The sequence below is a fragment of the Arthrobacter sp. D3-16 genome (assembly GCF_054408515.1).
Genome location: NZ_CP096437.1, coordinates 185,539 through 200,921, shown reverse-complemented (window position 1 = coordinate 200,921; position 15,383 = coordinate 185,539). Strand labels below are relative to the sequence as shown.

Here is a 15,383-nt window from a genome sequence, read left to right as displayed (position 1 = left end):
CCACAGTTGTTTTTGTGAATGAGAGCCAAGACACAGGACCCGCGAAGATGCTGGCAATCTTTGAGGCCTTATCCCGCAGCAGCCAAGATGGAGACCTCGGGCTGACGGTTTCGGGTCTTGCCCGAGCGCTGGGGCGTGACAAGTCGAGTGTCTCCAGGCAGTTGAAGCCGCTGGTGGACTTGGGCTTGGTGGAGCGCGACACGACGGGGCTGCACCGTCTCGGGTGGAAGCTTTTCGCTGTTGCTGCCCAGGCCGGGGATCAGCGCTTGCTTTTGCTGGCTCCGCCCGTGATGCGACAACTTGCGACCGTGCTCGGCGAGAGGGTCCACCTGAGCATTCGGCGAAACGAGGACGTTTTTACCATTGTTTCTGAGGGACCCCAGCAGGTCATCGAGGCAAACGTATGGGTGGGCCGGGCCGTGCCTATCTGGTGCACTTCATCGGGACGGGCGCTGTTGTTTGATCACACTTCCGACGAGATCCACGCCCTGATTGAGAAGACCTTCAGCAAGGGGCCGGGGTCACAGGCACCCACAAGCGTCGACGAAGTCGTGGCACGGGTGGAGAAGGCCCGCCTGCAGGGCTACGCCGTGGTTGTTGACGAGTTCGAAGATGGCCTTTCCGGGGCTGCGGCGCCTGTCCGCGATGTTCACGGCCGAATCGTCGCGGCTATCAATGTTTCCGCTCCCTCATTCCGTATCGCTGACAACCTGACCCACGTGGGCCGCCAGGTTGCCCAGGCGGCGACGTATCTCAGTCGCTCCCTGTCTTCTCCTCCCGCTCGATCCAAGGACAATCACAATGCCCAGAACGGACCCAACACCGAACTTAGAAGGATTTTATGAACTTCTTTGACTACGTCGGCGAAAACCAGGCGCGAATCACTTTCCTGCTCATACAACACATTGAAGTGGTCATGATTTCAGTGGTGCTCGCGACGGTGCTCAGCCTCATCATCGCCGTCGCCACGGAGACTCTGCCTCAGGTGCGCAAGGTCGCGCTTTCTGTGGCTGGAACAATCTTGACCATTCCTTCCTTTGCCCTTTTCGGTCTCATGATTCCGTTGTTCGGGCTCGGTGTCGTGCCCACAGTGCTGGCGCTGACCGTCTACGCGGTGTTCCCGATTCTTCGCAACGCAGTAACGGGTTTCGAAACCGTAGACGAGGGAGTCATTGACGCGGCCCGCGGCATGGGGATGGGCTCCTGGCAGCGCCTCTGGCGCATTCGCGTCCCGCTGGCCTGGCCTGTCATTTTGAACGGCATCCGGGTAGCGACGATCATGGTCGTCGCCATCGCAGCCATCGGCGCGGCCGTACGCGGCCCTGGTCTTGGCGAACTCATTTTTAGGGGCTTGTCGCGCATCGGCGGAGCCAACGCCCTGAATGAAGCCCTCGCGGGTGTCGTAGCGATCGTGGCCGTCGCAGCGATCCTTGACCTTCTCTTCATCGTTCTTGGCCGCATCTCAACACCGAGAGGTCTAAAACTACATGTCTAACGCCCAGCTCTCCGCCACCGGCTCTATGGATGCCATGATCCGGCTGATCGATGTCTCCAAGCACTACGAAGGTGCCCCCGCCCCGTCGGTTGCACCACTCTCCATGGAAATCAAGCGCGGCGAGTTCATCTGCCTGGTCGGACCCTCCGGCTGTGGAAAGACGACCACACTGCGAATGATCAATCGGCTTGTTGAGCCATCGGGGGGAGAAATCTGGATCGATGGCCAGAACGTCACACACGCCAACCCTGACGAGTTGCGCCGCCACATCGGCTACGTAATCCAGCAGGTTGGGCTCCTGCCCCACATGACTATCGAACAGAACATCGGGCTGGTTCCATCCATGCTCGGCTGGGACAAAAAGAAGATTACTGCCCGTGTGGAAGAACTGCTGGAGCTGGTGGGGCTGGACCCCCACAGCTACCGGTCCCGCTACCCGAAGCAACTCTCGGGAGGCCAGCAGCAACGCGTCGGTGTGGCACGCGCCCTGGCTGCCGACCCGCCGGTCATGCTTATGGATGAACCCTTCGGCGCTATCGACCCAATTACACGCGACCGCCTTCAGGGGGAATTCCTGCAACTGCAGCAGCGCATCCGCAAAACTATCGTCTTCGTCACGCACGACATCGACGAAGCACTGCGGCTCGGGGACCGCATCGCCATTTTCGCCGAAGGCTCCCGGCTGGCGCAGTTCGCGACTCCCCTGGAAATCCTTACCAACCCGGCTGATGACTTCGTCCGCTCCTTCATCGGTGAAGGAGCTGCGCTGCGCCGGCTGTCGCTGCTCCGCATCGGTGACCTGCAGGTCCCGCCAAGCTCGGACCTGCACCCGGCCGAACTGACGGTGCAACCCACTGATACGGTCGCCGCTGTGCTGGAGAAGATGCTTGAGCATGGGGCAGAGCGGGTGCAGGTGAACGGAGGAGAGACTCTGACGGTGCAGGACATGCTCCTGGCAACGGCGCAGGTGAAGCAAGGGGCAGTCCAGTGACAGCCTCGGCGACCCGGCTAAGGGCAACAGTACGACCCCCCAGAAGAAGGAGCTATTCCGGATGGATCATGCCGGCAATTGCGGTGCTCCTCGTAGTGGGGACACTGGTTTACATAACCACCGCTGATCTCGACACCATTGAAGCCCGGGCACTGGCCCCCGACGTCATCTTGGAGAAGGCGTACCAGCATGTCCTGTTGGTCGTCATATCCACGGTCACGGTTGTTGCAATAGGCGTTCCTGTCGGTATCCTGCTGAGCCGGCCGTGGGCCAAGTACTTCCGGGCCCCCGTGCTTGCCATCGCCAATGCAGGGCAGGCCATCCCATCCATCGGAATCCTGGTTCTCCTGGCCCTGCTCTTCGGCGTCGGTTTCAACATGGCCGTCATAGCGCTCGTGATTTACGCCCTGCTGCCCATCCTGCGGAACACGATCATAGGGCTGCAACAGGTCTCACCCTTCGTCATCGATGCGGCCAAAGGCATGGGCATGAACGCGCGGAGGATTCTCTTCACCGTCGAGGTGCCGCTCGCTGTTCCGGTGATGCTGGCCGGTATCCGGGTGTCGTTGATCCTGAACGTGGGTGTAGCAACTCTCGCCACATACACCAACGCGGGAGGTCTGGGGGACCTGATTGAGCGCGGGATTGTGTTCTACCGCATGCCCATCCTGCTCACGGGCTGCCTTCTCACTATCGCACTGGCTCTGCTGGTCGACTCACTAGCTGGATTTATTGAAAACCGCCTTCGCCCCAAGGGCGTCTGAGCTCTCCCCTCTAGATAAGGACTCCTCAATGCGCAACAAGACTATCTTCGCCGTCGCCATCGCTGCCGGCACATTGCTCTCCGGCTGCAGCCTCGGAGAAGCTCCGCCAAGCGGAGTCACCGGCGGCTCCCTCGCGAAGGACAGCAACCTGGAGGGCGTTAAGCTCGCTGTCGGCGGCAAGGAATTCACTGAGCAGCTCGTGCTTTGTGAGGTCGCCGCCCAGGCACTGGAATCGACAGGTGCAGAAGTCCGCCGCAGCTGCGGGCTCACCGGTACCAGCAGTGTCCGTTCCGCTCTTACCAGCGGTGACATCGACCTTTACTGGGAGTACACCGGAACCGGCTGGATCACCCACCTGGGGCAAACCGAGCCCATGGCAGACCCGCACAAGCTCTACGAGGCCGTGGCCAAACAGGATGAAGAGAAAAACGCGGTCACCTGGTTGAAGCCGTCGCAGGCCAATAACACCTACGCCGTTGCAGTCAGCAGCGAAAAAGCCGAAGAGCTCGGCGTGAAAACGATGTCCGACTACGCTGCCCTCGCCACCAAAGATCCCGCGGCAGCAGGCTTCTGCGGTGCAGCCGAATTCTTCGGCCGCAACGATGGGTGGCCAGGTGTCGAGAACGCTTACGGATTCAAGCTGCCCCGCACCAACGTTTCCGAACTCGCCGCCGGCGCCGTCTACAACTCCATAGACAAGGCAGCCCCGTGCAATTTCGGTGAGGTGTTCGCCACCGATGGGCGCATCGAAGCGCTCGGCCTCACCGTCCTTGAGGACGACAAGAACTACTTCACCCCGTACAACCCCGCAGCGACCGTCCGCACCGAGGTTATTCAGGCAAATCCGGCTGTAGGCGACGTCCTGGCCAAAGTAGCCGAGGCCCTTACTGATGAAACACTGCGCCAGCTCAACGCCAAGGTCGACGTGGACGGAAAGACCCCGGAGGAAACTGCGAAGACCTGGCTCACCGAGAAAGGCTTCATCGGTGCCTGACACCCCAACGCCGGACGCCGCACGCCTGAGGGTGCGGTTGCTGCAAACCGACCCAACACTGGGTGACGTTTCCGGCAACCTGGAACACCTGAACGACCTGGTGCGGGCCGCTTCGGACTTTGACTTGGTAACCACTGCAGAGCTGGCCACCCACGGGTATCACCTGGGACAAGTCCCAGAGGCCCAGCCCATCAATGCCGACGATGAACGCCTGCTCCGGCTCGGAAGCTACGGCCCGGCAGCCCTGGTTGGATTTGCCGAAGCGGACCGCCACCACACCTTCAACAGCGCGGCCCTGATCACCAACAATGAAACCCGGGTGCAACGCAAAATGTACCTGCCGACCTACCGGGCCTGGGAGGAACGCAAACACTTCCGCCCCGGCGGCAGACTGCACTGCTACGACCTGCCCAAGGCGCGGATGTCAACACTGATCTGCAACGACGCATGGCAGCCTGCCATGCCGTGGCTGGCCGGCCATGCCGGGGCCGAAGTGTTGGTCATCCCGGTCAACAGCGTCACCAGCAACGTGGGGCTGCCGACCGACCAGGCGTGGGACCTCATCCTCCGCCACGCTGCCGTCACCACACAGGCCTTTGTCCTCTTCATCAACCGGGTTGGGCGGGAAAACGGTAACGATTTCTGGGGCGGCTCCCGTGTCATCCACCCCTCCGGCGAGGTCATGGCACAGCTGGGCCAGGAACCCGGCGGACTGGACTGCGAGCTGGACCTGGGCGAACTTCGGTCTCTGCGCAGACAGTGGCCACTGCTGCAGGAAAGCAGGGCGGACCTTATCGCCCGTGAAGCAGCACGACTGGCTCAGGAGGAGGAACTCTAGTGTTCGACAGCCATGTACACGCCGGACCCGACGTCCTGGACCGTATCGGCGATGACCACGACATCAGCAACATGTACGCTGCCGCAGACTTCTCCGGTTTCGTGCTGAAGGCCCACTACGAATCGACAGTGGGGCGCGCCCACGCAGCAGCCCGCGCCACGGGCAAAGCTGTCTACGGCGGGTTGGCCCTGAACCAGCACTGCGAGGGCGTCAACCCATCGGCAGTTGCAGCGGCGCTAGGCGCCGGAGGCCGTGTCATCTGGATGCCGACAGCCGACGCCCACACCCAGCACACCGCCGACCTTCCCCGGCTCTGCCAACACGAACCCCGAATAGGGAACCGGACCTATGCGATTCCCCCCGTCAACACCAAAGCCACCGAGGCCACCGAAACCGTGCTGGCACTCATCGCAGACCACGACGCAGTGCTCGCTACCGGGCACCTCAGCGGAGACGAATGCCGATGGCTCAGCGAAAGAGCCCGCCATTACGGGATCAACCGGCTGATGTTCACCCACCCTTCCTACACCGTCCCGGGCCTGCAACCGGATGCCATCCGCATACTCGTGGAGGGCGAAGGCTACGCAGAAATCACCACCTACCAACTGCTCCACCAGCCAGGCTGCACCCCAACCATGCTGGCCCGAGCAGCCGAAGCCGCCGGGGACCGACTGATCCTTTCCTCCGATGCCGGCCAACCCACTTCCCCTCCCCCGCCCGAGGCACTCATGCTCCTCATCGACACACTCGCCGCTGAAGGACTTGACCGCGGATGGCTGGAAACCGCAGCCTCCATAACGCCCCAATCGCTTTTCTCGCCCAACTAGCGGCTTCTGGAAGGAGACCTGGCCATCCTGTGAAGGTCTCCTTACGGCTGGACTTCCCCGGCAACCCGCCACCATCTCACAGCTGAACCAGCCCGGCCCCTGCCGGAGCTTGGCAAGCCTGTGTACCTAATCAAAAGTCGAAAGGCCCTGCGCCCATAAGAGCTAGCTAAAAACACTTAGTCAGTAAAAAGTACCGAGACAACAGCGCATGCAGGCCATAACTCCGAACCACAACACTTAGAACCGAGGAAAACCATGATTGAGAAAAAGACAACATTCTTCAGCGAAGGCAGCCGTCTTCAGGCCACCATCTACTACCCGGACGACCTCTCCCAGGCCGGTCCCCACCCGGCGCTCATCGTGAACTCCGGATACCAGGGCTTCAACAACTTCTACCCCAAGATGTTCGCCGAGAACCTGACCCAGCGCGGATACATCTGCCTTGGCTTTGACTACCGCGGCATGGCCGACAGCGAGGGCCCCAAAGGCACGGTGCTGATCGAACAGCAGGTCGAAGACGTCAGGAACGCCATCACGTTCATACAGGCCCAGGACGAGGTCGACAATTCCCGAATCGGGCTCATCGGCTGGGGTATGGGTGCGGCGAACGTCGTACTGGCCGGGGAAAAGGCAAAGAACGTTGCCGGAGTCGCAGCGCTCAACGGCTTCTACGACGGGGAGCGTTGGCTGAAGTCCATCCACACCTACGATGAATGGACCAAGATCCTCGACGAGGTCCGGGAAGACCGCACCCACCGGGTCCTCGAAGGCGAATCAAAGCTCGCCGACACCTTTCATCACTACCCGCTGGACCCGGCGACCAAGGATTACGTCGGCAAGGAACTTGAACAGGTGTACGGTTTCGGGCACCCCACCCGCCTGCAGTTCACCGAATCGATCATCCACACCAAGGTGGAGCGGGCGGTCAAGTACCTGTCCCCGACACCGCTGTTCATCGCGCACGGCGAAAACAACACCCTGCACCCATTCGAGGAAGCAGCCTCGCTGTATAAAGCGGCAGAATCCCCGAAGACGCTCTACACCGTCAACGGCCGCCACAACGACTTCATGTACGGCGACCACCCCGAATTCATCGACATGTGCGACCGGCTCCAGGAATTCTTCGACCAGGCCTTCGCAACCAGCGCGGCACCTGCACGGATCACTTCCTCCTGACATGACATGGTTCCTGCCGGCCCTGTAGGGCCGGCAGGAACCATCACCCGCCCCTATTCACCTCAGCAGCCCTTAAGTCAGCCGCCAGCCAGCCCTAGAACACACTGCCTGGCGCACGAAGGCCACCTGCCTGCCCCTGCAGCCGGGCCAACCGGCTTCGAAGCCGGAACAGAAGCACACTAAGACGGGAACCATGATTGACATCCGAGACGACCTCACCACTCGCGCCGCCTACGTCTCCGACGCGTCCATCTACCGCAGGCTCCCAGCAGCAGTCGTCGAACCACGCAACGTTGAGGAAGTCCGGGAAGCGCTGGCCTTAGCACAAACCCGTGGCTGGTCAGTCGTCACCCGTGGCGGAGGAACATCCGTCGCCGGAAACGCCATCGGCGAGGGCCTCATCATCGACACCTCCAGGCACTTCAACCGGATCAAATCCATTGACCCGGAAACCATGACCGCCGTCATCGAACCCGGGGTAGTATGCGACCAACTGCGGGACGCTGCCTCCGAATTCGGCCTCACCTACGGGCCAGACCCGTCCACGCACGCGCGCTGCACAATCGGAGGAATGGTCGCCAACAACGCCTGCGGATCCCACTCCGTGGCTTGGGGTACCAGCGCTGACAACCTCCTGGCCGTCAAGGTCATGCTGGGCGACGGAAGCGAAATCGAACTCGGCCAGGGCTTCACCTCCGAACCGAAAATCACTAATGCACTCACCGCGCTGCGTGACCGATACCTTGCAATGCTTCGCACTGAACTTGGCCAGTTCCCCCGGCAAGTCTCCGGTTACGGTCTGCACTATCTGCTCAGCGAGAACGGCTTCGACACCGCCAAAGCCTTCGCCGGAACAGAGGGCACCTGCGGGGTCATCACAGAGCTCACCGTAAAACTTGTCCGCAAGCCCGCACACACCGCCTTGGCAGTCCTCGGGTTCGAAGACGTCTTCGCCGCCGCGGCCGCGGCCCCCAAGCTTCGCATCCCGCACGTGTACACCATTGAAGGCATGGGAGCAGACCTCATTCAGGCCCTCCAAACCAGGCCAGGCAGGGAAACAGCCGGATCAGAACTGCCCGCAGGCGGAGGCTGGCTCTACTGCGAAGTCGGAGCCGACACCCTCCAGGAGGCCGAAACACGTGCCCTTGAACTGCCGGGCCTGATATCCGAGAAGGTCGTCGACTCCATCGTCGTGCCTGAAGGTCCCCTCGCAAAAGCCCTCTGGAACATCCGCGAAGCAGGCGCCGGCATCGTCACCCGCCTGCCAGAAGGCGGAGAAGCCTGGCCCGGCTGGGAAGACTCGGCCGTCCCTCCCCACCGTTTTGGCGAGTACCTGCGTGACCTCTACGACCTGCTGGACGAAAGCGACCTGTCCGGCATCCCCTTCGGCCACTTCGGCGAAGGATGCGTCCACATCCGTATCTCCTTCGACTTCACCAGCGACGCCGGCGTCGCCGCCTACCGGGAATTCGTCGAAAAAGCCGCAGAACTCGTCCGCCGCTACGGAGGCTCCGTTTCCGGCGAACACGGTGACGGCCGGGCCCGCTCCGAACTACTGGCAACCATCTACACACCCGAAGCCCTGACATCCTTCAACGAGTTCAAGAACATCTTCGACCCGAAGGGCTTCTTCAACCCTGGTGTCCTGGTAAACCCGGAACCTGTTGACCAAGGGATCCGCCCCGGTCCCGGAGCCCGTACCTTCGAACTGACACCCGTCCACGCCTTCACCCATGACGAAGGTTCTTTCGCCAACGCCGTGAACCGCTGCGTCGGCGTGGGAGCGTGCCGTTCGGATGCCGGTGCAATGTGCCCGTCCTTCCAGGCAACCAAAGACGAAATCCACTCAACCCGGGGCCGCGCCCGGTCACTGGCAGAAATGCTCAGGGGCGAAAGCATCACCGACGGATGGAAATCGAAGGAAACCCTCGAAGCCCTCGACTTATGCCTGTCCTGCAAGGCTTGCGCCACGGAATGCCCCGTGAACGTCGACATGGCCACCTACAAAGCCGAATTCCTCCACCATCACTACCGCCACGGACTGCTTTCTTTCATCGGAAAAAACCGGCGACCCATGGCCCATTTCACCATGGGATGGATGCCCTACCTCATGCGTATCACCCAACGCATCCCGTTCGCCTTCCGCCTCATCAACCTCCTCGAGTCGTTCCGCCCCATCGAAGAATTGACCAAACGCTTGGGCGGCATCGAGACAAAGCGGCGAATGATTACGTTCGCGCCTCAGCCATTGACGGCATGGTTCCACCGCAGGCGTACATCGTCAGCGGAAGTCGAAGACATCCGAGAGTCGGTGGTCATTTGGCCGGACACCTTCACCAACTTCTCAGCCGACGCGCCAGGAAAGGCAGCAGTCGACGTCCTGATGGCAATGGGATACCGCGTCCTCATGCCCATGGGCAATGTCTGCTGCGGCCTCACCTGGCACTCCACCGGGCAGCTTGACATGACCAAAAAGGTCCTGCGAGACACCCTCGATGTCATGGAACCCCTGTTGCGGGCCGGGTACCCCGTAATCGGCCTGGAACCATCCTGCACCGTCATGCTGCAGGATGAAATCACTGAACTACTGCCCGACGATGACCGCGCTGCTCTGGTATCCAAACTCACCCAGACCCTCGGTTCGTTCGCCGCCCAGCACCTCAAAGACGGCAAACCCTGGCCATTCGGAGAGCTGTCCAGTGATTCAGGGCCTGCCGAAGCGCTGTGCCAAGTGCACTGCCACCAAAAGTCAGCACTCGGATACGAACCGGAACTCACCGTCCTTGACAGGCTTGGCGTCAACACAACCGTCATCGGGGGAGGATGCTGCGGGTTGGCAGGCAACTGGGGCTTCGAACCAGGCCACTACGACATCTCCCAGACACTTGGGGAGCGGGAACTGTTCCCGGCCATCCGAAACGCTGCGGACGACACCATCGTTCTCGCAGACGGATTCTCTTGCCGGACCCAAATCGCGCAAGGAACCTCCGCCGATGGAGTGCACCTCGCCCAGATCATGCTCCAAGCCTTGGACAGCGCAAAATAACGCTTACAAGGGCAAGCCTTGGCCTCATAATCCCTGCAACGGGTCCTTCTCCTCGCAACGTGGGGGACCCGTTGCAGTACACACATGACCGATACGACTCCGACGCCACTACCGCACCGGGCCTTCACGCAGGCATATCCCGAAAGACATTCCCATGACGAGAGATGCCGCAGTAGCGGTGACAAACGAACCCGAAGCAGGCCGCGAGGAAAAAACTCCGGATCTGTGCGATAACGATTGCTTCTTCTGCACAGCGCCTGAGACCGATTGACCTCAGCTAACCACCCTTTAACTAATGCTTACTCTTAGTACGCCACTGGGCGAGTTCCTTCCGATAGAACCCTTCCGTGCAGAACTGGCGCTCATCGGCCCGCTGACCCGCCTACTACAGAGCCGGCATCATCGGGATGGATATCAAGTTGAGATACACCCCAGCCTGACGTCAGGCACCCACTCAACCAGCGTCAGAATAGGGTCCATAGGGCAGTTCCTGCACACCCCTAGGGAACACTCTAAGACGCCAACCTGACAAAAAGCGATGGAATCCAAAGCCTGAAAGGCACCCGCGCGACGGACCACCAGCCTCAACAAACCAACCAGACCTCAAACTGAACCGCTGATCACCCGGTCACGCCCAGCAAGCACCCCCATGAAAGCGAGAACCACCATGATGCCCGCAGTGACGAGCAGCGGAAGGGTCCAGCCTCCGCTCACGTCACGAAGACCACCGAACATCACCGGCCCCACAGCGGCCAGACCGTAGCCGACGGACTGCGCCATGCCGGAGAGTGACGCCGCCTGCGGGTAGTTCACCGTCCGGAGGCTGAACAGCGACAGGGCGATCACAATGAGGCTCCCGCACCCGATGGCCCCCAGGACGACCCACAGCAATGTAAGGTCCGGCGCAAGCGCCAGCCCGAGAAACGTCACGAACATTGCCGCTCCGCTCGCGAAGGATACGAGCCGTTGGTCCGAACCCCGGTGAAGGATTCCCCCGGCCACAAGGCTGGCGAACACGCTGATGAGCAGGAAAACGGACAGATGGATGCCCGCAGTTGTGGCTGAAACTCCGCGGCTTTGTTCGATGGTGGGCAGCCATGCCATCAGGACGTAGAAAGCGATGGACTGCAGCCCCATAAAAACCGTCACCTGCCAGCCCAGGGCCGAGGCCCAAGGCGACCGGTAGGAACCCTCCAGCTTGGTGATGGTCACCATACCTGACCCGTGCCGCCGCAGCCACGGCAGGAGCACCGCCATGGCAATGATGGCCAGTCCCACCCAGATACCCAGGGCAAGCCGCCATCCCGCTGGCGACGTCTGCGCCACGGGCACGACGACGGCGGCCCCCATCGCGGCGAAGGCGGCTTGGGTTGCGGTGTAGCTTCCGGTAACCTGGCTGACCTTTGCCGGAAAGTCCCGCTTGACCAGGGAGGGAACCAGGACATTCAAAAACGCTATCGCCAGGCCAATCAACGCCGTGCCGGCCCAGATCAAGCCGGGCACAGGCAAGGAGCGAAACACGATGCCCGAGGCCAGGATCAGCAGGGACATCCACAGCGCACGGTCAAGCCCCAGGCGGGAAGCGAATCCGGGCGCCACCGGTGAGAAGACCGCGAAGGCAATGAGCGGAAGACCAGTCAGGAACCCCGCCGCGGCACTGGACAGGCCGAGGTCGCCGCTGATGTTCGCGAGTACAGGTCCCACGCTGACAAAGGACACCCGCAGGTTAACCGCAATGAGCAGAACGCCGATCAAGGCGAAGCCAATCCTGGCGGTGTGGCCTTGCGCGTTCCGGGTGGCAATAGGCATGGGACTACAGCACCTTACGGATGGTTTCCTCGAAGCTCGTGACGTGATGCAGGGCCAATTCCCCAGCCTTGTCGGCGTCACCGGCCGCTACCGCCTTGAGCAAATCGACGTGCTCGGTGATGTGGCCGGTCACCGAGGGAACCTTGTCCAGCACCACGCACCAGATGCGGGTCGCTAGGTTGTCGTAGCGGATCAGCGTGCTTTCCAGGTGCGGGTTCGCGGCCGCCTTATAGATCAGGCGGTGCACCATCAGGTCATAGCGCATGAGGTCACGCGACTCCCCGGACGTTGGGTCAATTCCCGCAATGGCATCGGCCACCCGCAGCAGTTCGCGGCGCATGCCCTCGCTGGCCCGGGCGGCCGCACGGCGGGCGGCGAGGGGCTCCAGCAGCTCCCGAATCTCGGATACATCCGCCAGCTCCGTGAAGTCAACGTTCGTGGCGAACGTTCCGCGGCGAGGATAGGAAACCACCAGGTGATCCACCTCAAGCCGCTTAATCGCCTCGCGCACGGGAGTCCGCCCGAAGCCAAGCTCAACCGCCAGCTGCCCGTCATTGATCGGCTCCCCCGGCCGGATCTCCAGCATGATCAGCCTGTCCCGCAGCTGCCGGTACGCGGCCTCCGCCTGGGACGGAGCTTCCTCCTCCACAGGGGTCAGAGCAAGAAGTGCATTCAACGCGCCGCTCCGTTCTTCGATGACGTGCCGGACCGGACACGGTAGCTTCCTGCCGCTTTGGGTCCAGCTATTGACTCTGCTGTGATGCTGATCATACCATTGACCTCACACTGATATATCAGTTACCGAGCAAATGGTATTTCAAAAAGGAGCATCCGTGGTTGAGCAGTTGAACGAGCGACTTTCCGTCGTCGATCCCGAGGTCCAGCAGGCCATCACCCATGAGCTGGGCCGCCAGCAGTCCACGCTGGAAATGATCGCTTCGGAGAACTTCGCCCCGTCCGCAGTCATGGAGGCACAGGGCTCGGTCCTCACGAACAAGTACGCCGAGGGCTACCCCGGCAAGCGCTACTACGGCGGCTGCGAGCACGTGGATGTTGTGGAGCAGCTCGCCATCGACAGGGTCAAGGCCCTGTTCGGCGCAGAATTCGCCAACGTCCAGCCGCACTCCGGCGCACAGGCCAACGCCGCCGCCATGTTCGCCCTGCTGAACCCGGGCGACACCATCATGGGCCTCAGCCTGGCCCACGGCGGCCACCTGACGCACGGCATGAAGATCAACTTCTCCGGCAAGCTCTACAACGTGGTCCCCTACCACGTGAGCGAATCAGACCTCCGCATCGATATGGCCGAGGTGGAGGCACTGGCCCTCGAACACAAGCCCAAACTGATCGTTGCCGGCTGGTCCGCCTACTCCCGCCAGCTGGACTTCGCGGAGTTCCGCCGCATCGCCGACCTCGTGGGCGCCTACCTCATGGTGGACATGGCCCACTTCGCCGGCCTGGTGGCCGCCGGCCTGCACCCGAACCCGGTGCCGTACGCCGACGTCGTCACCACCACCACGCACAAGACCCTCGGCGGCCCGCGCGGCGGCGTCATCCTCGCCAAGGAGCAGTACGGCAAAAAGATCAACAGCGCCGTGTTCCCCGGCCAGCAGGGCGGCCCGCTGGAGCACGTGATCGCCGCCAAGGCCGTAGCCTTCAAGCTCGCCGCCAGCCCCGAATTCAAAGAACGCCAGGAACGCGTCCTGCAGGGATCCAAGCTTCTCGCCGAACGGCTCCTCCGCGACGACGTTGCCGCAGCAGGAATTTCCGTGGTCAACGGCGGCACCGACGTCCACCTGGTCCTCGTGGACCTCCGCAACTCTGAGCTGGACGGACAGCAGGCCGAAGACGCCCTGCACCGCATCGGCATCACCGTCAACCGCAACGCCGTCCCCTTCGACCCCCGCCCCCCGATGGTCTCCTCCGGACTCCGGATCGGCACCCCGGCCCTCGCCACCCGCGGCTTCGGCGCCGAGGAGTTCGCAGAAGTTGCGGACATCATCGCGACGGCGCTGATCGCCTCGGCGGGCAACGGCACCTCCGGGGCCACGTCCCTGAGCGACAGCGCCGTTGTCGAACTCCGCGCCCGCGTGACCGCCCTTGCCGACCGGTTCCCCCTCTACCCCCACCTTTCCCAGGCTGACAGCGGCGCCGAGATCGCCGCCTTTGAAACAGACATGATTGGAGCAGCCCAGTGAGCACCCAACAGCTCCCCGAGCACCCGGATTTCCTCTGGCGCAACCCGGAGCCCAAGTCCTCCTACGACGCCGTGATTGTCGGCGGCGGCGGGCACGGGCTGGCCACTGCCTACTTCCTGGCGAAGAACCACGGGATGACCAACATCGCTGTCCTGGAAAAGGGCTGGCTGGCCGGCGGCAACATGGCCCGCAACACCACCATCATCCGCTCCAACTACCTTTGGGACGAGAGCGCCGCCATCTACGAGCACGCCCTGAAGCTCTGGGAAATCCTGCCGGAGGAACTCGAATACGACTTCCTCTTCAGCCAGCGCGGCGTCATGAACCTCGCCCACACCCTGGGTGACGTCCGCGAAAGCATGCGGCGCGTGGGAGCGAACAAGCTCAACGGCGTGGACGCGGAATGGCTTGACCCCCAGCAGGTCAAGGAACTCTGCCCCATCCTGAACATCAACGACAACATCCGCTACCCCGTGATGGGCGCCACGTACCAGCCCCGTGCCGGCATCGCCAAGCACGACCACGTGGCCTGGGCCTTCGCCCGCAAGTGCGACGAGCTGGGCGTGGACATCATCCAGAACTGCGAAGTCACCGGCTTCGTCAAGGACGGCGAGCGCGTGGTGGGCGTCAAGACCAACCGCGGCACCATCAACACCGAAAAGGTGGGCCTTTGCGCCGCCGGCCACAGCTCGGTCCTGGCCGAAATGGCCGGCTTCCGCCTCCCCATCCAGTCCCACCCGCTCCAGGCACTGGTTTCCGAACTGCACGAACCCGTCCACCCCACGGTGGTCATGTCCAACCACGTGCACGTCTACGTTTCCCAGGCCCACAAGGGCGAACTGGTGATGGGCGCCGGCGTTGACTCCTACAACGGCTACGGCCAGCGCGGCTCCTTCCACGTGATCGAGCACCAGATGGCGGCCGCCGTGGAACTCTTCCCCATCTTTGCCCGGGCCCACGTGCTCCGCACCTGGGGCGGCATTGTGGACACCACCCTGGATGCCTCCCCCATCGTGGGCAACACTCCGGTGGAAAACATGTTCGTGAACTGCGGTTGGGGCACCGGCGGCTTCAAAGCCACCCCCGCAGCCGGCATGACCTTCGCGCACAACATCGCCACGGGCGCCCCGCACAGGCTGAACAAGCCGTTCGCGCTGGAACGCTTCGAAACCGGCGCGCTGATAGACGAACACGGCGCCGCCGCCGTCGCCCACTAGCCGCCAGCGAACCTGCACTTTAGAAAGA

Annotated in this window: 13 protein-coding genes; 11 read left to right on the top strand and 2 right to left on the bottom strand. The window is 62.3% G+C overall.

What is annotated here, in order from left to right:
- The first annotated feature begins 47 nt into the window (after positions 1-47).
- From M1D32_RS00960 to M1D32_RS00920, 9 genes are all read left to right on the top strand, one after another.
- Positions 48-845 (top strand): IclR family transcriptional regulator, encoded by a 798-nt coding sequence (locus M1D32_RS00960; protein ID WP_458780510.1) that lies wholly within the window; start codon positions 48-50, stop codon positions 843-845.
- Positions 842-1,495, top strand: a complete 654-nt coding sequence (locus M1D32_RS00955) for an ABC transporter permease (protein ID WP_458780509.1) — start codon at positions 842-844, stop codon at positions 1,493-1,495. The genes M1D32_RS00960 and M1D32_RS00955 overlap by 4 nt, the downstream gene beginning before the upstream one ends.
- Complete coding sequence (locus M1D32_RS00950; protein ID WP_458780508.1) at positions 1,488-2,486, top strand: ABC transporter ATP-binding protein; 999 nt, start codon at positions 1,488-1,490, stop codon at positions 2,484-2,486. The genes M1D32_RS00955 and M1D32_RS00950 overlap by 8 nt, the downstream gene beginning before the upstream one ends.
- Before the next feature lie 68 nt (positions 2,487-2,554).
- Complete coding sequence (locus M1D32_RS00945) at positions 2,555-3,250, top strand: ABC transporter permease (protein ID WP_458780507.1); 696 nt, start codon at positions 2,555-2,557, stop codon at positions 3,248-3,250.
- 28 nt (positions 3,251-3,278) lie between these two features.
- Positions 3,279-4,244 (top strand): glycine betaine ABC transporter substrate-binding protein, encoded by a 966-nt coding sequence (locus M1D32_RS00940; protein WP_458780506.1) that lies wholly within the window; start codon positions 3,279-3,281, stop codon positions 4,242-4,244.
- Entirely contained in the window at positions 4,237-5,082 is an 846-nt protein-coding gene (locus tag M1D32_RS00935) for a nitrilase-related carbon-nitrogen hydrolase (RefSeq protein WP_458780505.1), read from the top strand. The genes M1D32_RS00940 and M1D32_RS00935 overlap by 8 nt, the downstream gene beginning before the upstream one ends.
- A complete protein-coding gene (locus M1D32_RS00930; RefSeq protein ID WP_458780504.1) occupies positions 5,082-5,909 on the top strand; it encodes a DUF6282 family protein in 828 nt (275 codons plus the stop codon). The genes M1D32_RS00935 and M1D32_RS00930 overlap by 1 nt, the downstream gene beginning before the upstream one ends.
- 255 nt (positions 5,910-6,164) lie before the next feature.
- The gene (locus M1D32_RS00925) at positions 6,165-7,085 is read left to right on the top strand and encodes an alpha/beta hydrolase (protein ID WP_458780503.1); all 921 of its coding nucleotides are present in this window, start codon (positions 6,165-6,167) and stop codon (positions 7,083-7,085) included.
- Positions 7,086-7,278: 193 nt separating this feature from the next.
- Positions 7,279-10,131 carry an FAD-binding and (Fe-S)-binding domain-containing protein gene (locus M1D32_RS00920; RefSeq protein WP_458780502.1) on the top strand — a complete coding sequence of 951 codons (2,853 nt, stop codon included), beginning with the start codon at positions 7,279-7,281 and terminating at the stop codon, positions 10,129-10,131.
- Between the two features lie 603 nt (positions 10,132-10,734).
- Here the strand turns inward: M1D32_RS00920 and M1D32_RS00915 are convergent.
- Positions 10,735-11,940: an MFS transporter gene (locus tag M1D32_RS00915; protein WP_458780501.1), complete on the bottom strand. Its 1,206-nt coding sequence runs from the start codon at positions 11,938-11,940 to the stop codon at positions 10,735-10,737.
- 4 nt (positions 11,941-11,944) lie between these two features.
- Entirely contained in the window at positions 11,945-12,616 is a 672-nt protein-coding gene (locus M1D32_RS00910) for a GntR family transcriptional regulator (protein ID WP_458780500.1), read from the bottom strand.
- 157 nt (positions 12,617-12,773) lie between these two features.
- Here M1D32_RS00910 and glyA point away from each other — a divergent pair, with 157 nt between their 5' ends.
- On the top strand, positions 12,774-14,138 hold the full coding sequence (glyA, locus tag M1D32_RS00905; RefSeq protein WP_458780499.1) for a serine hydroxymethyltransferase: 1,365 nt from the start codon (positions 12,774-12,776) through the stop codon (positions 14,136-14,138).
- The gene (locus M1D32_RS00900) at positions 14,135-15,355 is read left to right on the top strand and encodes a sarcosine oxidase subunit beta family protein (protein WP_163167983.1); all 1,221 of its coding nucleotides are present in this window, start codon (positions 14,135-14,137) and stop codon (positions 15,353-15,355) included. The genes glyA and M1D32_RS00900 overlap by 4 nt, the downstream gene beginning before the upstream one ends.
- The last annotated feature ends 28 nt before the right edge of the window (positions 15,356-15,383 follow it).

Bases quoted from the DNA above. Each gene is read 5' to 3' on its own strand.
- M1D32_RS00950 (WP_458780508.1), top strand. From the start codon at position 1,488: ATGTCTAACGCCCAGCTCTCCGCCACCGGCTCTATGGATGCCATGATC.
- M1D32_RS00960 (WP_458780510.1), top strand. From the start codon at position 48: ATGCTGGCAATCTTTGAGGCCTTATCCCGCAGCAGCCAAGATGGAGAC.
- M1D32_RS00915 (WP_458780501.1), bottom strand. From the start codon at position 11,940: ATGCCTATTGCCACCCGGAACGCGCAAGGCCACACCGCCAGGATTGGC.
- M1D32_RS00955 (WP_458780509.1), top strand. From the start codon at position 842: ATGAACTTCTTTGACTACGTCGGCGAAAACCAGGCGCGAATCACTTTC.
- M1D32_RS00920 (WP_458780502.1), top strand. From the start codon at position 7,279: ATGATTGACATCCGAGACGACCTCACCACTCGCGCCGCCTACGTCTCC.
- M1D32_RS00925 (WP_458780503.1), top strand. From the start codon at position 6,165: ATGATTGAGAAAAAGACAACATTCTTCAGCGAAGGCAGCCGTCTTCAG.
- M1D32_RS00940 (WP_458780506.1), top strand. From the start codon at position 3,279: ATGCGCAACAAGACTATCTTCGCCGTCGCCATCGCTGCCGGCACATTG.
- M1D32_RS00945 (WP_458780507.1), top strand. From the start codon at position 2,555: ATGCCGGCAATTGCGGTGCTCCTCGTAGTGGGGACACTGGTTTACATA.